At 43.5% G+C, this 22,817-nt stretch carries 23 protein-coding genes, 2 tRNA genes and 1 other annotated feature; all 25 genes read left to right on the top strand.

The features are described from left to right. The first annotated feature begins 65 nt into the window (after positions 1-65). On the top strand, positions 66-836 hold the full coding sequence (locus B5F18_RS02890) for an ABC transporter ATP-binding protein (RefSeq protein ID WP_087156161.1): 771 nt from the start codon (positions 66-68) through the stop codon (positions 834-836). Continuing rightward, positions 826-2,814 carry an ABC transporter permease gene (locus B5F18_RS02885; protein ID WP_087156160.1) on the top strand — a complete coding sequence of 663 codons (1,989 nt, stop codon included), beginning with the start codon at positions 826-828 and terminating at the stop codon, positions 2,812-2,814. The genes B5F18_RS02890 and B5F18_RS02885 overlap by 11 nt, the downstream gene beginning before the upstream one ends. Positions 2,815-2,878: 64 nt before the next feature. Next, on the top strand, positions 2,879-4,036 hold the full coding sequence (locus B5F18_RS02880; RefSeq protein ID WP_087156159.1) for a glycerate kinase family protein: 1,158 nt from the start codon (positions 2,879-2,881) through the stop codon (positions 4,034-4,036). A gap of 42 nt (positions 4,037-4,078) precedes the next feature. Beyond that, positions 4,079-4,369 (top strand): phage holin family protein, encoded by a 291-nt coding sequence (locus B5F18_RS02875; protein WP_087156158.1) that lies wholly within the window; start codon positions 4,079-4,081, stop codon positions 4,367-4,369. Positions 4,370-4,574: 205 nt separating this feature from the next. Beyond that, positions 4,575-5,102, top strand: coding sequence for a CarD family transcriptional regulator (locus tag B5F18_RS02870; protein ID WP_242955788.1), 528 nt, complete (start codon positions 4,575-4,577; stop codon positions 5,100-5,102). Positions 5,103-5,196: 94 nt separating this feature from the next. Next, positions 5,197-5,742, top strand: coding sequence for a GNAT family N-acetyltransferase (locus tag B5F18_RS02865; protein WP_162607525.1), 546 nt, complete (start codon positions 5,197-5,199; stop codon positions 5,740-5,742). 71 nt (positions 5,743-5,813) lie between these two features. Continuing rightward, positions 5,814-6,449 carry a formate/nitrite transporter family protein gene (locus B5F18_RS02860; protein WP_087156156.1) on the top strand — a complete coding sequence of 212 codons (636 nt, stop codon included), beginning with the start codon at positions 5,814-5,816 and terminating at the stop codon, positions 6,447-6,449. A 103-nt stretch (positions 6,450-6,552) separates the two neighbouring features. After that, on the top strand, positions 6,553-8,181 hold the full coding sequence (gene hcp, locus B5F18_RS02855; protein ID WP_087156300.1) for a hydroxylamine reductase: 1,629 nt from the start codon (positions 6,553-6,555) through the stop codon (positions 8,179-8,181). Positions 8,182-8,281: 100 nt separating this feature from the next. Further along, the gene (gene moaC / locus B5F18_RS02850) at positions 8,282-8,818 is read left to right on the top strand and encodes a cyclic pyranopterin monophosphate synthase MoaC (RefSeq protein WP_087156155.1); all 537 of its coding nucleotides are present in this window, start codon (positions 8,282-8,284) and stop codon (positions 8,816-8,818) included. Further along, the gene (locus tag B5F18_RS02845) at positions 8,766-9,281 is read left to right on the top strand and encodes a MogA/MoaB family molybdenum cofactor biosynthesis protein (protein WP_204217060.1); all 516 of its coding nucleotides are present in this window, start codon (positions 8,766-8,768) and stop codon (positions 9,279-9,281) included. Before moaC ends, B5F18_RS02845 begins: the two co-directional genes overlap by 53 nt. Positions 9,282-9,292: 11 nt before the next feature. Continuing rightward, positions 9,293-10,288, top strand: coding sequence for a GTP 3',8-cyclase MoaA (moaA, locus tag B5F18_RS02840; RefSeq protein WP_087156154.1), 996 nt, complete (start codon positions 9,293-9,295; stop codon positions 10,286-10,288). A gap of 57 nt (positions 10,289-10,345) precedes the next feature. Next, positions 10,346-10,586, top strand: a binding site (T-box leader). 201 nt (positions 10,587-10,787) lie between these two features. Beyond that, positions 10,788-11,801, top strand: coding sequence for an ABC transporter substrate-binding protein (locus B5F18_RS02835; protein ID WP_087156153.1), 1,014 nt, complete (start codon positions 10,788-10,790; stop codon positions 11,799-11,801). A gap of 35 nt (positions 11,802-11,836) precedes the next feature. Further along, positions 11,837-12,718 carry an ABC transporter permease gene (locus B5F18_RS02830; protein WP_087156152.1) on the top strand — a complete coding sequence of 294 codons (882 nt, stop codon included), beginning with the start codon at positions 11,837-11,839 and terminating at the stop codon, positions 12,716-12,718. Next, on the top strand, positions 12,711-13,484 hold the full coding sequence (locus B5F18_RS02825) for an ABC transporter ATP-binding protein (protein WP_087156151.1): 774 nt from the start codon (positions 12,711-12,713) through the stop codon (positions 13,482-13,484). Before B5F18_RS02830 ends, B5F18_RS02825 begins: the two co-directional genes overlap by 8 nt. A 58-nt stretch (positions 13,485-13,542) precedes the next feature. Next, entirely contained in the window at positions 13,543-14,055 is a 513-nt protein-coding gene (locus B5F18_RS02820) for a deoxyuridine 5'-triphosphate nucleotidohydrolase (protein WP_087156150.1), read from the top strand. Between the two features lie 109 nt (positions 14,056-14,164). Beyond that, the gene (locus B5F18_RS02815; RefSeq protein WP_087156149.1) at positions 14,165-15,520 is read left to right on the top strand and encodes a spore germination protein; all 1,356 of its coding nucleotides are present in this window, start codon (positions 14,165-14,167) and stop codon (positions 15,518-15,520) included. Between the two features lie 108 nt (positions 15,521-15,628). Beyond that, positions 15,629-16,501: a DegV family protein gene (locus B5F18_RS02810; RefSeq protein WP_087156148.1), complete on the top strand. Its 873-nt coding sequence runs from the start codon at positions 15,629-15,631 to the stop codon at positions 16,499-16,501. 81 nt (positions 16,502-16,582) lie between these two features. After that, positions 16,583-17,959 carry a sodium-dependent transporter gene (locus tag B5F18_RS02805; protein WP_087156147.1) on the top strand — a complete coding sequence of 459 codons (1,377 nt, stop codon included), beginning with the start codon at positions 16,583-16,585 and terminating at the stop codon, positions 17,957-17,959. Positions 17,960-18,197: 238 nt separating this feature from the next. Continuing rightward, complete coding sequence (gene infC, locus B5F18_RS02800; protein WP_087156146.1) at positions 18,198-18,692, top strand: translation initiation factor IF-3; 495 nt, start codon at positions 18,198-18,200, stop codon at positions 18,690-18,692. 55 nt (positions 18,693-18,747) lie between these two features. Continuing rightward, positions 18,748-18,945 carry a 50S ribosomal protein L35 gene (rpmI, locus tag B5F18_RS02795; RefSeq protein ID WP_087156145.1) on the top strand — a complete coding sequence of 66 codons (198 nt, stop codon included), beginning with the start codon at positions 18,748-18,750 and terminating at the stop codon, positions 18,943-18,945. A 35-nt stretch (positions 18,946-18,980) separates the two neighbouring features. After that, positions 18,981-19,337 carry a 50S ribosomal protein L20 gene (gene rplT, locus B5F18_RS02790; protein ID WP_087156144.1) on the top strand — a complete coding sequence of 119 codons (357 nt, stop codon included), beginning with the start codon at positions 18,981-18,983 and terminating at the stop codon, positions 19,335-19,337. 263 nt (positions 19,338-19,600) lie between these two features. Beyond that, positions 19,601-19,675: transfer RNA gene (locus B5F18_RS02785), tRNA-Pro, on the top strand. 117 nt (positions 19,676-19,792) lie between these two features. Beyond that, positions 19,793-19,877: transfer RNA gene (locus tag B5F18_RS02780), tRNA-Leu, on the top strand. A gap of 91 nt (positions 19,878-19,968) precedes the next feature. After that, positions 19,969-20,973, top strand: a complete 1,005-nt coding sequence (locus tag B5F18_RS02775) for a deoxyguanosinetriphosphate triphosphohydrolase (RefSeq protein WP_087156143.1) — start codon at positions 19,969-19,971, stop codon at positions 20,971-20,973. A gap of 63 nt (positions 20,974-21,036) precedes the next feature. Continuing rightward, entirely contained in the window at positions 21,037-22,809 is a 1,773-nt protein-coding gene (dnaG, locus tag B5F18_RS02770; protein ID WP_087156142.1) for a DNA primase, read from the top strand. Positions 22,810-22,817: the final 8 nt, after the last annotated feature.

Raw genomic sequence — 22,817 nt, 5'->3', positions numbered from 1 at the left:
GGGCAGAAAATAGAATCAACGAGAGCTGCCCCGTAAAATAGGAAGTGCAAAGGAGGAATGCGAATATGACATTGCTGAAAGTAAAAAATGTTAAGAAAACGTATACGACAAGGTTCGGGGGCATGCAGGTGCAGGCTCTCAAAGGCGTGGATATGGAGGTGAATGAAGGGGAATATGTTGCCATCATGGGAGAATCCGGTTCCGGAAAGTCAACTCTTTTAAATATTCTGGCTGCTTTGGATAAACCCACACAGGGAGAGGTCCTCTTGAATGGAAAAAGCCTTACGGACATCTCAGAAAAAGAAATCTCTGCTTTCCGGAGGAAACATTTAGGGTTTGTGTTCCAGGATTTCAATCTTCTGGACAATTTCACTTTGAAGGATAACATTTTTCTGCCCCTTGTCCTTTCCGGGGAGCACTATGAAGAGATGGAGCGAAAACTTTTTCCTCTGGCAAGAGAGCTTGGAATTGGAGGAATCCTGGAAAAGTATCCGTATGAGGTGTCCGGAGGACAAAAACAAAGGTGTGCAGTTGCAAGGGCAGTCATCACAAGTCCCAGTCTTGTCCTGGCGGATGAGCCTACAGGTGCGCTGGACTCTAAAAGTGCAGATGAGCTTTTGACACTTTTGGAAAGGGTGAATCAAACAGGAAGGACCATCATAATGGTGACGCATTCGGCAAAGGCTGCAAGTTTTGCAAAAAGGGTGCTTTTTATTAAAGACGGGCGGGTGTATCACCAGGTATATAAAGGTAGTAAGACGAACGAGGAAATGTACCAGAACATTTCAAACATCCTGACAGTGATGGCGACAGGAGGTGTTGGCCATGAGAAGTAGATTTTTTGTGTCCATGGCTGCAGGCAACATCAAAAAGAATGCAAAGATGTACGTTCCATACCTTTTGGCCTGCACGTTCACCACAGCCATGTTCTATATCATCACGTCTTTGTCTTGGAACAAGGATTTAAAAAAGATGCCGGTGGGCGCAGATGAGATTCAGATACTTCTGTCTTTGGGGACTGGGATTGTTGCATTTTTTGCACTGGTGTTTTTATTTTACATCAACAGCTTTCTGATGAAGAGAAGAAAAAAGGAATTCGGTCTTTTCAATATTCTTGGTATGGAGAAGAGGCATATCGGGCGGATCATTGCCTGGGAGAGCATTTTGACAGCAGCATCCAGCATGGTGGTTGGATTGTTTTTTGGAGTTCTTTTGGATAAGTTAATGTTTTTGATTTTATTGAACATTTTTCAGGCAGAGGATGTTGCGCTTGGATTTCATGTTTCCTGGAAAGCGGCTGCACAAACAGCGATTTTATTTGGAGTTCTCTATTTGCTTTTGTATGTGGATGCCAGAAGGCAGATTCATCTGGCAAAACCGATCGAACTTCTGCGCTCCCAAAATCAGGGGGAAAAAGAGCCAAAGGCCAGATGGGCTGCCGCGTTTTTGGGAGTAGCGTGTCTTTTGGGCGGATACTATATTTCTGTGACCAGCACCAACCCTTTGGCTGCATTCGGTCTTTTTTTTCTCGCTGTGATCCTTGTCATTGTGGGGACGTATCTTTTCTTTCTTGCAGGCAGTGTTGCCTGGCTGAAACTGCTCAAAAAGAAAAAGTCCTACTATTACAAAGCAAACCATTTTATCAGCGTGTCCGGAATGATCTACCGCATGAAACAAAATGCAGTTGGACTTGCGAACATCTGTATTTTGTCCACCATGGTGCTTGTCATGCTCTCATCCACCTTAAGTCTTCATTTCGGTATCAAAGAGGCTTTAAATGAAAAATATCCAAGAGAAATGACAGTGGCCTGTGACGAGAAAAACATGGAGCAGAATAAGCAGTTTCAGGTCATTCAGGAGATTTTAAACAAAGAGAAGGTGGAAAAAAAGAATTATATTGGATATAGCTATCTTGGATTTTCTGCAGTAAGAGATAAAGATGAGTTTCAGGTAAAACGGGATGAGTGGAAGATGCCGGATTTGAGGAAGGTAAGTAATCTGTTTTTTATTACCCTGGATGATTACAACAAAAATAATGATACAAAAGAAACGTTGGAAAAGGATGAAATTTTCATATATGGAAATCAGAAACCTTACAGGGAGAAGAGCCTCCATATTTTCGAAGATACATTTCAGATAAAAGAAGAATTGAATGCGTTTCAAGGGGATGCCCTGATGGCGTCAAATGTAGCATCTTCTTACTTTATTGTGGTGGAAGATCAGGAAATCCTTGCGGATCTTTACGAAAAACAGAAAGCCGCCTATGGGAAGGAGGCGTCTGAAATAAAAAATTATATGGCATTTGACATGACTGGAGAACAGGAGGAAAAAGACAGAGTATATGAAACTCTGAAAATAAAGCTGGAGGAGACAGGAGTGGGAAATGTTGACTTCAAAGATGCAGCGTATGATTCTTTTTTGTCCTTGTACAGTGGTTTTTTGTTTATAGGAATTTTTCTCAGTATCCTCTTTGTCATGGCAGCAATCCTTATTATTTACTATAAGCAGATAACAGAAGGGTATGAGGACAAAGAACGATATGAAATCATGCAGAAAGTGGGACTTGGAGAGCGGGAAGTAAAACGGGCCATCAACTCGCAGATACTGACTGTCTTCTTTTTGCCGTTGATCATGGCAGCAGTGCACATCGTTTTTGCTTTTCCGATCATAAAAAGACTTTTGGCTACCCTGTATTTGACAGATACGAAATTATATATGACATGTACAGTCGGATGTTTTGCCGTATTTGCGCTTATTTATGTGTTGATCTATAAAATCACGGCCAGAACATACTATTCAATTGTAAAAAGGTGAAATCATCTTGATGAGAAAAATGAAAAATTTTAGAAGGTTATACTAAGAAAAGGAGAGAGTGCGTGTGAAGGTTGTAGTGGCAATGGATTCGTTTAAGGGAAGTTTAGGTTCTTTAGAGGCGGCAGATGCAGCAGCGGTTGGAATCCAGAAAGCACTTCCGGACAGTGAGGTTGTGAGAAAACCAATCGCGGACGGAGGAGAAGGTTTTTTGGATGTTCTGACAGAGGCACTGGAAGGAGAGAGAAGAACAAGGAGAGTTACCGCTCCTCTGGGAGACTGTGTGGAGTGCACCTATGGGATTGTCAAAGCCAGAAAAATGGCTGTCATTGAGATGGCCAGGGCAGCCGGGCTTACGCTGGTGAAAAAAGAAAAGAGAAATCCGCTTTACACAACAACATATGGAGTAGGGGAAGTAATCCGGGATGCCATGGAACAAGGGTGCAGGCATTTTCTTGTTGGTATCGGCGGAAGTGCAACCAATGACGGTGGGATCGGAATGCTGAAAGCACTGGGATTTGGGTTGTGGGACAAAAAGGGAAATCCGGTGCCAAACGGTGCTTTGGGGCTTGCATCGCTTGCCCATATTACAGAAGAGAATGTGCCGGACATGCTAAAAGAGTGTACATTTGAGATTGCGTGCGATGTGGGCGCCCCTCTTTGCGGACCTGAAGGATGCAGTGCAGTTTTTGGTCCGCAAAAAGGGGCGGATGAAAAAATGATAAAAAGGATGGACGCATGGATGGAACAGTATGCGCTGCTTGCCAAAAAGCATTATCCGGACGCTGACCCTTTTGCGCCTGGAGCAGGCGCCGCTGGAGGCTTGGGCTTTGCTTTTCTTACCTTTACAAATGCAGTGATAAAGTCAGGCATTGAGATTGTGACAGAAAAAACGTATCTGGAAGATGCGATCAAAGATGCGGATGTGGTTGTGACCGGGGAGGGAAGACTTGACGCTCAGAGCGCCATGGGAAAAGCTCCGGTGGGAATTGCAAAATTGGCAAAAAAGTATGGAAAACCGGTTCTTGCCCTTTCAGGGAGCATTGGAGAGAGCGCAACAAAATGCAATGAACAGGGGATTGACGCCTGTTTTTCCATTCTGAAGACTCCTGTGTCATCAGAAGAGGCAATGCAGGTACATACGGCAAAGGAAAATTTGCAGGATACAGCAGAACAGATTTTTCGTCTATGGGCAACGATAAACCATATTTCGTCCACAGATTAAAAGGTGCTGCATATACTGGTAAAAAAGAAAAGGTGCAAAGAAATGGAGATCATGGATTATGTAAGACCCGAACTTCTCGTAGTGGCGGTTGTCCTCTACTTCATTGGGGGTGGGATAAAGAAAAGCGGAAAGATTGACTGCAGGTATATTCCGCTTATCAATGGAGCGGCGGGAATCGCTGTATGTGCGCTGTATGTATTTGCCACGAGTTCTTTTGCAGGTGCCAAAGATGTTGCCATGGCAGTGTTCACTGCGGTGACCCAGGGGATACTGGTGGCGGGCCTTAGTACTTATATTCATCAGGTGCAAAAACAGATAAAAGAGAAAAAGTAAAGTGTTTGGAGATAATAGACAAACAAAAGAGGGATATCGTTTGCAAAAGAGCTGAAAAAAATTTTTACACCTCAAGTCTTACAAAAATTACTGAAAAGTGCTAAAATAGTCATATAAAAGTTTTACGAACCCGTTTAGTTGATTTTGTCAAAACTAGCGGGTTTTTTATGAGCGGAAGTATGAATCTGTTTTAGAAAGAAAGGTGATGCAGGTGTTTGAAATTGGGGCGTATATTGTGTACGGCGACAATGGTGTTTGCCAGGTAGAAAAAATTGGAGGTTTACAGCTGGCTGGTGCGGATAAAGAAAAACTTTACTATACTTTGCGGCCTTATTATGATAAGGAAGGTGTGATCTACACCCCTGTGGACAACCACAGAGTGACAATGAGAGAAATCATCACAAAAGAAGAGGCCAGGCATTTGATAGACGAAATCAGTACAATAGAAGTGCTGCAAGACAAAGGAAAAAAGCAAAGTGAGGAAGAGTACAAAGAAATCGTAAGAAAATGTGACTGCAGAGAACTTGTAAAAGTCATCAAAACCATTTACTTTAGAAAGCAGAAACGGTTAAAAGAAGGAAAAAAGGTAATCTCCCTGGACGAACGGTATTTTAAGATTGCGGAGGACAACCTCTATGGTGAACTTGGCGTTGTCTTTCAGGTTGAGAAAAGAAAGATCAAAGATGTTGTGATCGGTCAGCTGAAAGAAAGGAAAAAAGAAGAAAAAAACTAGCAGGATGGGGGATTGTGCGTTTCGCAGTGAAATGCTATACTTTTCTGGAATGATGCCTAGAGCATACAAAATTTAAGAAGGAATGGAAGATGGCATGAACGGAAGATTCAGGAAGGCAACAGAACATGACCTGGCCGGCATGGAGGAGATATTAAAAGATGCGATCCGGTTTTTGAAAGAGCAAAAGATTGATCAGTGGCAGAGAGGGTATCCGGACAGGGAGCAGCTTATAAAAGATATCAGGGCAAAATGTTCCTACGTGATCGAGGAAAAAGATGGGCCGAAAGCTATGTGCGCGGTAAGTTTTGACAGTGAAAAGAGTTATGAGAGAATAGAGGGCGGAGCCTGGCTGACAAAGGGAGAAGATCATGCAATCGTGCATCGGTTTGCCGTCCATTCTTCCTGCAAAGGGAAAGGAATGGCCTCCTTTCTTTTGGGGGAGATAGAAAAACTGGCGCAAAAAGAAGGAGTTTTTAGCATCCGGATCGATACACATGAGGACAATGTGCGCATGCAGCATGTTTTGGAGAGAGCGGGGTATCAAAAGTGCGGGGTCATCCGTTTGATCGGGGGATCAGAAGATGGCGTACCGCGTCTGGCGTACGAGAAAGTCCTTGAAAACTTCGGAAAAAAATGTTGAATTTCCAGTGTCTCTTTAGTACAATAAATAAGATTGTTTAATAAATAACAAAGAGACAAAGGAGAAGACAGATGAAAGACAAATGGATAAGCAGTGTAGTTGCAGGCGTGTTCATTTCCATGGGAGCGATGGTGTACCTGATCATTCCCGACACAATTGTAAGAAGTCTCTTTTTTGCGACGGGAATTCTGCTTGTGCTGAACCTGCACAACATGCTTGTGACAAGAGTGTGTCCACTCAAAGTGTATGACGGCAGTTATGGATGGGGAGATATCGTCATTGCATGGATTGGAAATGGCATCGGAACGGTGATTGCTGCGGTGGCAGTTCATTTTACGAGATTTGAAACAGGGATCCGCAATTCCGTGGAAAGTATCGGAAATGTGAAACTTTCTGATGATCCTTTAAGCCTTTTCATACTCGGAATTTTTTGTGCGCTGTTCGTGGCATTTGCAGTGCTGATAGGGGCAAAACAGGAAAAAGGGTCCTTTGCGCAGATTTTTTATGTGTGGCTTTTTATCACTGCTTTTGTGTTCTGCGGATTTGAACATATTGTGGCGGATATGTTCTATATTTCCTCATATGTGCTTATGTTTGGCGCTGAAATTATGGATATCGTCAAAGTGCTGGTGTTTGTGTCAGCAGGAAATCTTGTGGGAGGACTTGGATGTGCGTGGCTGATCAAACGCCTTGACAAACAAAAATAAAAGAGCAGAAAATTGTGTCGAATCCGTTGCATTTGCAACGGATTTTTTGCGCTCAAAATTCTATAATGGTGGCATTCTAAGAAAACAAAGGAGAGATATTATCATGGAACATAAAATGTTTTGCTATCAATGCCAGGAGACAGCCGGATGTAAGGGGTGCACAAATGCAGGAGTGTGCGGAAAAAGTGCAGCTACTGCAAATTTGCAGGATATGCTTGTATATGCGACAAAGGGGCTGTCAGAAGTTCTGATGAGAGCCAGAAACAAAGGAATGATCATTCCGGGTACATGCAATCATTTGGTAACGGAAAACTTGTTTGTGACGATCACAAATGCTAATTTTGACGATGAAAAAATAAAAGAAAGAATCCAAAAGACATTGGAGAAAAGAGATGAGATCCGGAAAGAACTTTCGGACGAGTTCGGGTTTTCAAAAGCAGCTCTTTGGACAATGGAAACCTGGGAAGAAGTGTCAGAGGAAACAGGAGTACTCGCCACAAAAGATGAGGATATCAGAAGTCTCCGTGAGCTGATCACTTATGGGTTAAAAGGAATGTCTGCTTACCTGAAACATGCCAATGCCCTTGGATGGGAGAAGGAGGAGATTGACACATTTCTCCAGGAAACGCTGGCAAAAATGCTGGATGAACATGCTTCTGTTGAGGAACTTACTGCTCTTGCACTTAAAACCGGAGAGGTTGGCGTGAGCGCTATGGCTCTTCTGGACGAGGCGAATACACAAAGATACGGAAATCCGGAAATCACAAAAGTGTCTATCGGGGTGAGAAAGAACCCGGGGATCCTTGTGTCAGGACATGACTTAAGAGATCTGGAGATGCTTCTCGAACAGACAAAAGGAACCGGGGTGGATGTGTACACTCACTCTGAGATGCTGCCGGCCCACTATTATCCGGCCTTCAAAAAGTATGAACATTTTGTGGGAAATTACGGAAATGCCTGGTGGAAACAAAAGGAAGAATTTGAAAGTTTCGGCGGCCCGATCCTGTTGACGACAAACTGCCTTGTCCCGCCAAAGGATTCTTACAAGGACAGGCTGTTTACAACCGGAGCTGTGGGATTTACAGGATGTAAACATATAGAAGGAGCATGCGGGGAGGAGAAGGATTTTAGCGAAATGATCGCCATGGCAAAACAGTGTCCTGCTCCAAAAGAGATTGAGAGCGGAGAGATTGTCGGAGGATTCGCACATGGTCAGGTGATGGCACTTGCAGATAAGATTGTGGATGCAGTGAAATCCGGTGCGATCCGCAAATTCGTTGTCATGGCCGGATGCGATGGGAGAAGTAAAAAGAGGGATTACTATACAGAATTTGCCAAAGCGCTTCCAAAGGATACCGTGATCCTGACAGCAGGATGTGCAAAGTATAAATACAATAAACTGGACCTTGGAGACATCGGGGGAATTCCAAGAGTATTGGATGCAGGACAGTGTAATGACTCCTATTCTTTGGCGGTGATCGCTCTTAAGTTAAAGGAAGTATTCCAGCTTGCGGATATCAACGAGCTGCCAATCGTCTACAATATTGCGTGGTATGAGCAGAAAGCAGTTATCGTGCTTTTGGCCCTTTTGTCCCTTGGCGTGAAGAATATTCACCTTGGGCCAACGCTCCCGGCGTTTTTGTCTCCGAATGTAGCAAAACTTTTGGTGGAAAACTTCCAGATTACAGGGATTACAACAGTAGAAGATGATATAAAGGCTTTGATGGCATAAAAATAGAGCAGCGGATTTTGGAAATTTCAAAATCCGCTGTTTCTCCTTTACAGAAACAGAAGATGTGTTATAGTATAATGTCAGAGAAAAGGAGTAAGATATGGGATTTACACATTTTGATAAAAAGGGCCGTGCTGTCATGGTGGATGTGACGGAAAAAAAAGAGACATACAGGGAGGCAGTGGCAAAAGGGAAGATCAAAGTAACCGCAGAGGTTTTGCGGGCAGTCAAAGAAGGGAGGGCTGCAAAGGGGGATGTGCTGGCCTGTGCCACAGTTGCAGGTATCATGGGGGCAAAACAGACATCACAGCTGATTCCTATGTGCCATCCTCTGCCAATTTCCAAGTGCGCGGTTGATTTTGAGATAGATGACAGCCATCTGGAGATTCACTGTACATGTACAGTCAGAGTGACTGGGAGGACTGGGGTAGAGATGGAGGCGCTGACCGGTGTCTCCGCAGCTCTTCTCACAGTGTATGATATGTGCAAGGCAATGGACAAGACGATGGAGATTGGTGGCATTTATCTTTATAAAAAGACAGGCGGAAAAAGCGGAACTATTTTTAATGAAAAGGAGGCGGAAAATGAAAGATACAAGGGAAAACCGGATTTCTGCTGCGATCATAACCCTGAGTGATAAGGGGGCAAAAGGGGAGCGGGAAGATGTGAGCGGGGCATGTATTGAAAAGATGCTGGAGGAAAGCAACACATATTATGTGGAGGAATATCATCTGATTCCGGATGATGAGGAGAAACTGGAAACACTTCTTCGGGAAATCTGTGATGAGAAAAGGGCCCGGCTGATTTTGACGACAGGGGGGACCGGATTTTCTAAGCGTGATATTACGCCGGAGGCAACGCTCAAAGTTGCGGAGAAGATAGCTCCCGGTATTTCCGAGGCCATGCGCGCCGCATCCATGCAGGTTACAAAAAGAGCCATGCTCTCAAGAGGAGTCTCGGTCATCCGGAATGAAACGCTCATCGTCAATCTGCCCGGCAGCCCCAAAGCAGTCAGAGAGAATCTGGAAACAGTTCTTCCAACCTTGATCCACGGCATTGAGATATTGGGCGGTGAGGCACAGGAATGCGCAGCAGAATAGGGGAGGGGAAGATGCAGGACCAGTATGGAAGAGTTATCGATTATCTTAGGATTTCCGTGACGGACCAGTGTAATCTGCGCTGTGTATATTGTATGCCAAGAGAAGAGAATCTTCGGTTTCTCCCAAAAGACGAGTTGCTGACCGACGAAGAGATCGTACGGCTTTGCCGTATATTTGCGGATATCGGGATTTCCAGGATCAAATTCACAGGAGGTGAGCCCCTTTTGCGGAAAGGGCTTGCAGATCTTGTCTTTCGTATCGGGCAGATTCCGGGAGTGAAAGAGATGACGCTGACCACAAACGGGGTTCTTCTGAAAGATCAGATAGGAGCACTTTATCAATCCGGGATTTCCTCTGTAAATATCAGTCTGGATGCAGCACAGAAAGAGCACTTTTCTTCTATTGCCGGCATAGACTATTTTGAGCAGGTGATGGAGGGCTTTGAGGAGGCTAAAAAATATCCCATGACCGTAAAGATCAACTGTGTCCTTGCCCGAGAGCTCAATGAAGGACAATGGCTTTCTCTGGCGGAATATGCCAAAGATGCGAAGGTCGATGTCCGCTTTATTGAAATGATGCCAATAGGCACTGGAAAACAGTACACGAGCGGGGGGCAGGATGAACTGCTTGCACGCATCAAAGAAAGATATGGGGATGTAGAGGAGCAAAAAGAAAAGGGGAATGGACCAGCCATTTATTATAAAGTGCAAGGATTTTTGGGTAGGATTGGGTTTATAAGTGCCATGTCCCACAAGTTTTGTTCCCAGTGCAACCGTATCCGCCTGACTGCGGATGGAGTTTTGAAACCTTGTCTGCAGTACGAATCACATGTGGAACTAAAACGTATGTTGAGACAAGGAAGGACTGAGCACGAGCTGACAGAATTGATCGTAAAAAGCATCTTTCAAAAACCGAAGGAACATAAATTTCAGGAACAGCAAGAAAAAAGATGTGATTTAACAGGAAACATGCTGGAAAAGAAAAAGATGTCGGAAATCGGTGGATAGAAGAAAAATGAGAAAAAGCAATTGACAAAAGTGATTTAAAGTGATAAAGTAATAAAAGAAAAACCGATGAGAAAGAGTAGTAAGATATCAGGTGAAACAACAGAGAGCGGCAGGCGGTGGGATTGCCGTGTGGAGCAGATATCCGAATGGACTTTCGAGGGCAGCCTGAAATGAAAAAAGTAGGCGCTGTCGGGAACCAAACCCGTTATCAATGTGGGATGTATGCTAGTACATGAAAGAGGACTTAACGTCAATTTGAGTGGCACCGCGATAATACAAGTTTATTACCGTCTCAAACCAGCATGGTTTGGGACGTTTTTTCATTCTATAGGAAAGTCCTTATGTCTCCCCCCTATAGAATTAAAAGCCCTCCGGGCAGGATGCGCACGCCAAAATAAAGTATTTTACCGCTTTGCAGTATTGCGGCGGCGCGCAAAGTGTCTGTTCTCCTAGCATAGCAAATGTCATTTTTTATTTATTTTGAAAAGGAGAGAAAAAGATGAAAAAGAGAATGTTAGCAATTTTAATGAGCGCAGTGATGGTGGCTGTCATGGCGGCAGGATGTGGAAGTAAAGGTTCCGGATCAGAAGATAAGGATATGTACACGATCGGAATCTCCCAGTTTGCGGAACATGGTTCTTTAGATAACTGCAGGGAAGGATTTCTGGAAGGTTTAAAGGAAGAAGGAATTGAGGAAGGAAAGAACTTAAAAGTAGAATATAAGAATTCTGCATCTGATCAGGGAACTGCAGCGCAGATAGCACAAGGTTTTGTGTCCGACCGCGTGGATATGATCTGCGCCATTGCAACTCCGAGTGCCCAGGCAGCGTTTAATGCGGCCATGGATTCTGAGATTCCGGTCATCTACACAGCGATCACAGACCCGGTTGCAGCTGAGCTTGCAACAGAGGATGGAGAGTCCGTTGGCAACATCACCGGGACGAGTGATATGCTCCCTGTGGAAGAACAGTTAAAGATGATCCGTGCAATCCTTCCGGATGCCAAGACGATCGGAATCCTGTATACAACAAGTGAGGCGAATTCAGAATCTGCGATCAAAGTATATGAAAAATACGCAAAAGATTACGGATTTGAAATCAAGACTTCCGGTATCTCTACCACAGCAGATATTCCACTGGCAGCGGAAAGCCTTATGGATAAAGTGGATTGTCTTACAAACTTGACAGATAATACGGTTGTAAGCTCTCTACCTACTATTCTGGAAAAGGCAAATGAAAAGAAGATTCCGGTATTCGGAAGTGAAATCGAGCAGGTAAAACTGGGATGTCTTGGTGCAGAAGGGCTGGATTTTGTGGATCTTGGAAAACAGACCGGAAAAATGGCAGCCCAGGTACTCAAAGGGGAAAAAGAAGCATCCGAGATCAAATATGAAACAATTTCCAAAAGTTATCTTTACCTGAACACAAAAACAGCCGAAAATCTTGGGATCACACTTCCGGAAGAGCTCAAAAACGAGGCAAAGGAAGTGTTTGACGAAATTGATACAAAGTAGGACCGTAAATAAGACAAAATATTGGGAGGCGCCTTATGGATTTGGCAGTTACAATTTTAGAGCAGGGGCTTATCTATGGAATACTTGCCCTTGGCGTATACATTACTTATAAAATACTGGATTTTCCTGACTTGACTGTGGATGGCAGTTTCCCTTTAGGGGCAGCTGTGACAGCAACACTGATCGTAAAGGGGGTCAATCCGTATCTGACTCTTTTGATTTCGTTTGTGGCAGGGGCACTGGCTGGTGTGTGTACAGGGTTGATCCACGTAAAATTTAAAGTCCGGGATCTGCTATCAGGGATCATCATGATGACAGCGCTTTGGACGATCAATTTAAGGGTTGCGGGTACATCCAATGTTCCGCTTTTTTCCAAAGAGTCTATTTTTAACAATGATATGCTAAAAAGTTTTGTGCCAGAGAGCATGATGCCGTACATGACACTGATCATCGTATTGATTTTGACGATGATTGTAAAAATAATTTTGGATTTATATTTAAAGACAAAGTCAGGACTTCTTCTCCGTGCAGTTGGAGACAACGACAGGCTTGTGATCTCCCTTGCAAAAGAAGACGGGAATGTAAAGATATTGGGCCTTGCTCTGGCGAACGGTCTTGTTTCCCTTGCAGGCAGCGTTTTCTGTCAGGAGGAGCGAGTGTTTGAGATTTCTATGGGAACAGGAGCGATTGTCATCGGACTTGCAAGTGTGATCATCGGAACAAGCCTTTTCAAAAAAATGACTGTGATCAAGGCAACGACGAGTGTTCTGATCGGTTCTGTGCTTTACAAGGCATGTGTAGCGATCGCGATCCGGAATTTTGAACCGCAGGACATGAAACTGATCACAGCGGTTTTGTTCCTTGTAATCCTGATTATCAGTATGGAGAGAAAGAAGAAGGTGAAGGGAAATGCTTGAGTTAAAGGGGATACACAAATACTATAATCCGGGCACGGTCAACGAAATGTGTCTGTTCGATAATTTTGATCTTTCTGTCCAAAAAGGAGAATTTATTTCCATTGTCGGAAGCAATGGATCAGGGAAAACTTCTCTTTTGAACATTATCTGCGGCAGTATACCGGTGGAGGCAGGGACCATTAAGCTGGAAGGAAAAGATATCACAAGGGAAAAAGAGTTTAAAAGAAACCGGAGAATCGGGAGAGTGCATCAAAATCCGGCTATGGGAACCTGTCCGAACATGACGATATTGGAAAACATGTCTCTGGCGGACAACAAAGGTAAATTTTTTGGTCTATCCAGGGGCACCAATAAAACCAGGATTGATGCGTACAAGGAAAGCTTAAGACAGCTTGGTCTTGGGTTGGAAGACAAGTTGAATGTAAAAGTAGGCAGTCTTTCGGGAGGGCAGCGTCAGGCGATGGCGCTTCTGATGTCAACTATGACGCCGATTGATTTTTTGATCCTTGATGAACATACCGCGGCCCTGGATCCAAAGACAGCGGACCTGATCATGGAGCTTACAGACAAAATTGTCAGAGAAAAGCAACTGACCACTATTATGGTGACTCATAATCTGCGTTATGCAGTGGAGTACGGAACCCGTCTTATGATGATGCACCAAGGAGAGTGCATCCTGGATAAAAAAGGAAAAGAAAAAGAAGAAGTGTCTGTGGATACAATTCTCTCTCTGTTCAATGAAATCAGCATTGAGTGCGGAAATTAGCAAAAAGACTTGAAATCGGGCTTTATATATGATAAAAAAGATATGCTTAGGAGGGAATATGAGAAGAATCGCAAAGTTTTATAAAGTCAGCTATGAACAGTTTAAGAAAGGATATGCAGACATCTGTCCACAGGAAAAGGAAGAGAACATCCGAAAGGTCTATGATGCCATAAAACTTCCAAAGCGCGCTACAAAAGGCTCCGCAGGATACGATTTTTATGCTCCTACGAATATTACGATAGAGCCTGGAAAAACCATAAAGATTGCGACGGGAATCCGCGTGGAGATGGAAGAAAACTGGGTGTTGAAATGTTATCCAAGAAGTGGACTGGGATTCAAATACCGCCTGCAGATGAACAATACAGTTGGAATTATTGACAGTGATTATTTCTATTCGGACAATGAGGGACATATTTTTGCAAAACTGACAAATGATACGAACGAAGGAAAAACAGTCAGCATTCCTGCTGGGAATGGATTTATGCAGGGAATCTTTGTAGAATACGGGATTACGGTTGACGATGATGCAGATGGAGTGCGCAACGGTGGTTTTGGGAGCACAAGCAAATAATATATGAAAAGCACAGGATGAGGCAGGGAAAACTGTCTCATCCTGTTTTTGTATAATAGATGTAAAAACAGGACATGCTAACACTAAATCCGATAGGAGGAGTAGTTTCATGTCCAAAAAAGTGAGCAGGCAGATTGAGGAGAACAAGCGGTATGTATCATATGTTCTTCCAATAGGAAAAAGTTTTGATATTGTGTGTAAGGATTTGCTCATTGGTGGGAAAAGGAGCAGTTTTTATTTTATCAATGGATTTATCAAAGATGAAATACTAAATAGGATCGTGAGTGAATTTTTTGATATTCCAAAACTAAAGATGGCAGAGAATGCGCGCGAATTTTCGGAACGTTTTGTACCTTATGGGCAGGTGGATGTTATCAGTGATTTTGATATGATCTTCTATAAACTGTTGTCCGGAACCATATGCTTTTTTGTGGATGGGTACGAGGAAGCTGTGATTATTGACTGCAGGAGTTATCCGGCCAGGAGTGTAGGGGAGCCGGATAAAGATAAGGCTCTTAGAGGTTCCAGGGATGGATTTGTGGAAAACATTATATTCAATACTGCCCTGATGAGAAGAAGGATCAGAGATCCGCATCTTGTGATGGAGCTTGTGCAGGTGGGAGATGCGTCCAGGACAGATGTGGCCATCTGTTACATGGAGGAGCGGGTTGATGATAAAGTGCTACAGGAATTAAAAACCCGCATTAAAAGCATACAGACCGATGCCCTGAAAATGAATCAGGAAACACTGGCGGAAGGAATTTTTAAACGAAAATGGTATAATCCTATGCCAAAATACAAATTTACAGAAAGACCGGATACAGCGACTGCATGTCTGCTGGAAGGGAAGGTTGTCTTGATTGTGGACAATTCTCCATCCGCATTGATCCTTCCCACTTCCATTCTGGATATGATAGAGGAGGCAAATGATTATTATTTCCCTACGATCACAGGGGTGTACCTGAAGATATCGCGGGGAATCATCACATTCCTCACTGTATTCCTCACCCCGGTGTTTCTTCTGTTTATGCAGAATCCGGAATGGATTCCAAAACCTTTTTCTTTTATCAATGTGCAGGATTCCATCCATGTTCCGCTTGTCCTGCAGTTTTTGCTTTTGGAGATGGCCATTGACGGGCTGAGACTGGCGGCCCTCAACACACCGAGTATGCTCAGTACCCCTTTGAGTGTGATCGCAGGTATTGTGATGGGGGAATTTTCCGTAAAGTCAGGATGGTTTAATTCGGAGGTGATGCTCTATATGGCTTTCGTAGCTGTAGCAAATTATACACAGCCGAATTTTGAATTGGGATACGCCCTGAAATTTATGAGACTTCTTCTTTTGGTGCTGACAGCCGCGTTAAACCTTCCGGGATTTCTTATTGGATGTATTGTGATCATCTGTGCGATAGCGGGAAACAGGACACTTTCCGGAAGAAATTACCTGCATATCAGCAAAAACTAAAAACAGGATTTGAGGGGCAGAAAGCTGCCCCCGCCAAATTCGTTTTGCATAATCACATCAATGATGATATGATAAAAAGCAAAGAGAATGAAGAGCAGGAGGAGACGAATGAAAGAGTATATTATCACTACAGACAGTACAGTGGACTTGCCCAAAAGTATGCTCGAAGAAAAAGGTGTCCCGTACATAGCATTAAGCTATACGATCGATGGAATCACTTATGAGGACAGAAATGGTCTAAGTCCAAAAGAATTTTTTGACAAGATCAGGAACGGCTCTATGCCAACGACTTCCCAGGTCAATCCGGAACAGGTCAGGGAAATGTTTGAAAAGGAACTGGAGAAAGGATATGATATCCTGCATATTGCCTTTTCTTCCGGATTGAGCGGTACATGCAACAGCGCTAGAATTGCAGCCCAGACTTTGATGGAGGAGAAAGAGGGGGCAAAGATCATTGTGATAGATTCTCTTTGCGCCTGCCTCGGGCAGGGGCTTCTTCTTACAAAAGCGCTTGCTTTGAAAGAGCAGGGCAGGAAACTGGAAGAGGTTGCAGACTGGGTGGAGAAAAATAAACTTCACATTTGTCACAATGTGACAGTGAATGATCTGCATCACCTGCACCGCGGTGGAAGGGTGTCAAAGGCCACAGCGATTCTTGGCACCATGGTACAGATCAAGCCTATTATTTACTTGAATGACGAAGGTAAACTTGAGGTTATCGGAAAAGAGCGTGGAAGAAAAAAAGCGTTGAACAGGATCGTGGATATGATGGAAAATCAGATGAAAGGTTATGAGAAGGAAAATGATCTTGTAATGATCACCCATGGGGATTGTATTGAGGATGCCGAGTATGTGAAGGAACAAATACAGAAAAAGTATGGAATTTCAAACGTTATTATTAATAATATAGGCACAGTGATAGGAACACATACGGGGCCGGGTGTTGTCGCAACGTTCTGTATGGGAAATAAAAAAGCATAAGAAGGCATCTCTACTTGCTATTCTGGCAGTTTTATGTAATAATAAGTCAACACACTAAAGTTAAAGAGAGGAATGGAAAGGATGAAGGAAAGAAGTAGCTTTTCAAGCAAAATGGGATTCGTCATGGCTGCAGCAGGTTCTGCCGTTGGACTTGGAAATATATGGAGATTCCCATATCTTGCTGCAAAGTATGGAGGGGGCACCTTTTTGGTCGTTTACATTGTACTTGCAGTGACATTTGGATTTTCTTTGATGGTTGCGGAGATTGCGATCGGAAGAAAAACAGGATTAAGCCCAATTGGGGCATTTAAAAAACTGGATAAGCGGTTTGGATTTGTCGGAGTTTTAGCTGCGCTCGTACCAGTCATCATTTTCCCGTATTATTCTGTGATCGGAGGATGGGTGATCAAATATCTTGTGACATTTGCGACAGGAGGGGCAGCACAGGCAGCAGGAGATACATATTTTTCTGAATTTACCGCATCTACTGGGGAACCAATCCTCTGGTTTGCAGTTTTTATTGGCGCGACAGCTATTATCGTAGCGCTTGGCGTGGAAAAAGGTATTGAGAAAGTGAGCAAATTTATGATGCCGGTGCTGGTGTTGCTGACTATAATCATCGCTATCTACAGCTGTACCATTGAAGGGGCAGGAGAGGGAGTGAAGTATTATCTTCTTCCTCAGATGGAGGACTTCTCCGCAAGTACAGTAGTGGCTGCTATGGGACAGATGTTTTACTCCATGTCACTTGCCATGGGAATCATGATCACGTACGGTTCCTATATGAAAAAAGAAAACAGTCTGGAAGGCGCGGTAAGACAGATTGAGATTTTCGATACAGGAGTTGCTTTCCTGGCAGGGCTTATGATCATTCCGGCTGTATTTGCATTCTCAGGAGGAGATGAATCTGCTTTGAGCGCAGGCCCTGGGTTGATGTTTATCACATTGCCGAAAGTATTTAACAGCATGCCTGCAGGAGGACTGATAGGAGCACTGTTTTTCCTCATGGTTCTTTTTGCAGCACTCACATCCTCTATCTCCCTGATGGAGACGATCGTATCAGTTGTAATGGATAAATTGGGATGGAAAAGAAAACCAACCTGTATTTTGGTACTTGCGATCGCAGTTTTGATGGGACTTCCATCTTCCCTTGGATTTGGGCTGTTAAACGGAATCAGTTGGCAGGGATTGACGATTTTGGACATCATGGATTTTGCAAGCAACAGTGTACTGATGCCGATCGTCGCATTCTTTACCTGTGTATTTGTCGGTTTCTTCTTAAAGCCAAAGGTGATCAGCGAGGAAGTCAAAGTCACAAATGGAAGTTTCAAGGCGGAAAAATTGTTCAAAGTTATGATCAAATGGATCTGTCCGGTATTTATGGTACTCATTCTTTTGAGTTCAGTAGCCGGAGTTATGCAGTGGGATTTGGGACCATTTGATTTCCTGAAAGTATAAAAAAGGTATTGACATCAGAAAAAAGACATGGTAATATTATCTGCGTGTGAAGAAAAGAAAGAAGAGTATCCACTCTCACCTTAGCACGATTGAGTGACTAATGGTTTTATATTGCAGAGAATACAGATGTTGAGAAATCTTTGTTTATGTATAGAAAGTGGATAGTCTTGTGCTATTCACTTTTTTTTGTAAGTTTAATGAATTCCATTGATGGGGGTGTACTACAATTAGCGATTTAATGATCAACGAACAAATCAGAGACAAAGAAGTGAGAGTAATCAGTGAAAACGGAGAACAGCTCGGCATTATGTCAGCGAAAGAAGCGATGAAAATTGCCGTGGAAGCTGAGTTAGACTTGGTAAAGATTGCTCCAACAGCAAAACCGCCGGTATGTAAGATTATTGATTACGGAAAGTACCGGTATGAACTGGCGAGAAAAGAAAAAGAAGCAAAGAAAAAACAGAAGACTGTTGAAGTAAAGGAAGTGCGCCTGTCACCAAATATTGAGGGCAATGACCTGAATACAAAAGTGAATAACGCCAGAAAATTTATTGCAAAAGGCAATAAAGTAAAAGTAACGCTTCGGTTCCGGGGAAGAGAGATGGCACATGTACAGACAAGCAAACATATTCTTGATGATTTTGCAAATATGCTGGAAGATGTAGCTGTCATTGAAAAAGCGCCAAAACTCGAGGGAAGAAGCATGAGCATGGTTTTAACTGAAAAACGTTAAACACATAAATATTCAGCCGCAAGAAAAGGCCAAAGAGACGGAGGAGGACAAAATTATGCCAAAAATAAAAACAAGCAGAGCAGCTGCAAAACGTTTCAAAGTAACAGGTACAGGAAAATTAAAAAGAGCGAAAGCTTATAAAAGCCATATCTTAACAAAAAAATCTACTAAGAGAAAAAGAAATCTTAGACAAACAACTGTTACAGATGCATCTAACGTAAAGAATATGAAGAAAATCTTACCATACCTGTAAGATGTAGAAAAACAATTGAAGGAGGATTATAAGAGATGGCAAGAATCAAAGGCGGAATGAACGCTAGAAGAAAACATAATAAAGTTTTAAAACTCGCAAAAGGATACAGAGGAGCAAGATCTAAACAGTACAGAGTTGCGAAGCAGTCTGTAATGAGAGCTCTTACAAGTGCATATGCAGGAAGAAAGCAGCGCAAGCGTCAGATGAGACAGCTTTGGATTGCTCGTATCAACGCAGCAGCAAGAATGAATGGACTTTCCTACAGCAAATTTATGCACGGTTTAAAACTTGCAGGTGTTGAAGTGAACAGAAAAATGCTGGCAGAGATGGCAGTAAACGATGCAAAAGGGTTCACAACACTCGCAGAGGTTGCAAAATCTAAATTGGCTTAATTTCAGATTGGTAAAAGGAACGAGAGTGGATAGATGAAAAGATGCCAGGTGCTGCGCTTGTGCGCGGCGCTGTATGGCGTTTTTTTATTCTATAGGGGAGTCAAAAGAATTTCTTATGAATATAAGATCTCTCCGGGCAGAATGCGCACGCCGCAATAAATAGTGATAAAATATTGAAAAATATGTAAAAAAACTGTTGACAAATGGGGGGAAAGACAATATAATAAGTTTTGTCTTCGAGATACACCAATCGAGAGATGAGACGGGGTGTGGCTCAGTTTGGCTAGAGCGCCTGGTTTGGGACCAGGAGGTCGCAGGTTCGAATCCTGTCACCCCGATTAGCCTTCAAAAAATAAGAGGGCTATTTTTGTGAAAAGGATTCACAAACAAAAAATAATTAAAAAAGTTCTTGACAAAAAGAAAAATAAGTGATAGAATATTTTTTGTTGAGACGCGCGGAAGTGTCGGAACTGGCAGACGAGCAAGACTAAGGATCTTGTGGCTATTGCAGTCGTGTGGGTTCAAGTCCCATCTTCCGCATTCTAAAAAGCCTTGAGAATTCAAGGCTTTTTTGTTATATAATGGCCCCTTCGTGATGCACATGGCGCAAATTTTGGAAAGGAGGAGAACTATGACGATAAGAGAAGAGCTGGAACAAAGAGAATTGACATATTTGAGTCCGTACGCTGCAAAAAGCGCGCTGTCAAGAGGGAGAAAGAGAGACGAAGAGCAGTGTGATCTTCGGCCTGTATTTCAGAGGGACAGGGACAGGATTCTTCACTGTAAAGCTTTCCGAAGATTAAAACAGAAGACGCAGGTTTTTCTGTTGCCGGACGGAGACCATTACCGGACGCGACTTACGCACACACTTGAGGTTGCACAGAATGCAAGGACCATTGCAAAAGCATTGCGCTTAAATGAAGATTTAGCTGAGGCTATTGCGCTCGGGCACGATCTGGGACATACACCTTTTGGGCATGCGGGGGAGAGGGCTCTTGATCAGATGTGTCCGGAAGGTTTTCGGCACAATGAACAAAGCGTACGCGTGGTGGAGTACCTGGAAAAGGATGGAAAGGGATTAAATCTCACTTATGAGGTCATTGACGGTATTTTGAATCATAAAAGCGCAGGCAGACCCAAGACGCTGGAAGGCCAGATTGTACGGTTGTCAGATAAGATTGCATATGTAAATCATGACATTGACGATGCCATCCGGGCAGGAGTGTTAAGAGCAAGCGATATCCCTCTGGAGTACAGGGAGGTGGTCGGGAATACGATCAGCAGCCGCCTTAGTACAATGGTCCACGATGTCATACGAAACAGTGTCGACAAACCTGAAATCAGAATGTCAAAGAAAGTAGAGGGAGCCATGAAAGGGCTGCGGCAGTTTATGTTTACTCACGTGTATCTGAATCCTGAGGCGAAAAGTGAGGAGAAAAAGGCTGTGCAGATGATAGCAGCTTTGTATGAGTATTACTTTCTCCATATAGAGGAACTGCCCAAGTTTTACGTTGATCTTGTGGAAAAGGGGCACTCCAAAGAGCGTGCAGTGTGCGATTATATCGCCGGAATGACCGATACATATGCGGTAAAAATGTTTCAGAAATTTTTTGTGCCGCAATCGTGGAAAAATTAAAGGAAATCAAAATCTCCTGTCGAATATTATATATAGCAGAGTGTATTTGGAAGGAAGGACAGCATGTATTATCCAGAAGAGATAGTTGAAGAAGTAAGGATCAAAAATGATATCGTGGATGTGATTTCCGGATATGTCAAATTGCAGAAAAAAGGAAATTCCTATTTTGGACTCTGTCCGTTTCACAATGAAAAATCCCCCTCTTTATCCGTCAGCAGGGACAAGCAGATGTACTATTGTTTCGGATGCGGAGCTGGAGGAAATGTTTTTACGTTCATCATGGAGTATGAAAACTTCTCTTTTGTGGAAGCACTCAAATATCTTGCCGAGAGGGCGGGAGTGGAGCTACCGCAGATGGAGTACTCCAGAGAGGAGCAGGAAAAGAGAGATTTGAGGAATGCGCTTTTGGAAATCAACAAACTGGCGGCAAAGTATTATTATGCGCAGTTAAAGACAGAAAAAGGGAGGACAGCGTGGAAATACCTGAAGGAGCGCGGGCTCGACGATGAGACGATCGTGCACTTTGGACTCGGATACTCCAATAAATACAGCGATGATTTGAGCAGGTATCTAAAAACGATGGGGTACTCCGAAGAGCTGCAGCAAAAGGCCGGGCTTGTGACCATTGATGAAAAACACGGGGTTCATGATAAGTTCTGGAACCGGGTGATGTTCCCGATCATGGATGTGAATAACAGGGTCATTGGTTTTGGCGGGCGTGTTATGGGGGATGCCAAGCCGAAGTATCTCAATTCTCCGGAGACGATGATTTTTGACAAGAGCAGAAACCTTTACGGTTTGCATAGGGCAAGGACATCGAGAAAGCCATATTTCATTGTGTGCGAAGGCTACATGGATGTTATTGCGCTGCATCAGGCAGGATTTCAGAATGCCGTGGCATCACTTGGCACAGCACTGACATCGGGACATGCATCCCTGATCAAGAGGTATGTAAAGGATGTATATCTGACATATGACAGCGATGAGGCCGGAACAAGAGCCGCGCTGCGGGCAGCGCCGATTTTAAAAGCATCGGGGATCAATACAAAAGTAATACGGATGGAACCGTACAAAGATCCGGATGAATTTATCAAAAATTTGGGTGCGGAGGCGTTTGAAGAGCGGATCACAAATGCAGAGAATAGCTTTATGTTCGGGCTGCGCGTGCTTGCAAAATCATACGATATGAATTCGCCGGAAGGGAAGACAGAATTTTTCCGGGAAACAGCCAGAAGGCTGGGAGAGTTTGAGGAGGAGATTGAGAGAAATAATTATATAGAGGCAGTGGCCAAAACGTATCATACCGGCTATGAAGAGCTGCAGAAACTGGTGCGGAAAGTGGCTGTGCAAAGTGGGCTTGCCGCCCCGGCTGTACGGGCAAAACCTTCAGTACACAGGGAAAAAAAAGAGAGCGGGAATACGACTTCCCAAAAAGCGCTGCTTACCTGGATGTTGGAGGATGAAGGGGTGTTTGGGCAAATACGCAAATACATTTCCCCGGAAGATTTCACGACAAAATTATATCAGGATGTGGCGGAAATGCTCTATGAGCAGTATGACAACGGTGAGAGAAACCCGGCAAAGATCATGAATCATTTTACAGATGAAGAGGAGCACCGGGAGGTCGCAAAGCTTTTTCACACAAGGATCAAAGAGCTTACGACAAAAGAGGAACAAGAAAAAGCGCTAAAGGAAATGGTAATTCAGGTCAAGAGAAACAGTATAGAAGAAAAGACGGCGAAACTCGCCCCTACAGATATACAAGGACTGCAGCTTTTGATGGATGCAAAGCGCTCGCTGCAGGACCTGGAAAAACTGCATATTTCCGTTAAATAAGGATAAAA

This window comes from Lachnoclostridium sp. An181, assembly GCF_002160325.1.
Classification (GTDB): Bacteria; Bacillota; Clostridia; order Lachnospirales; family Lachnospiraceae; genus An181.
Note: the sequence above shows the minus strand (reverse complement) of the source record. Positions and strands in the feature narration are given on the sequence as shown.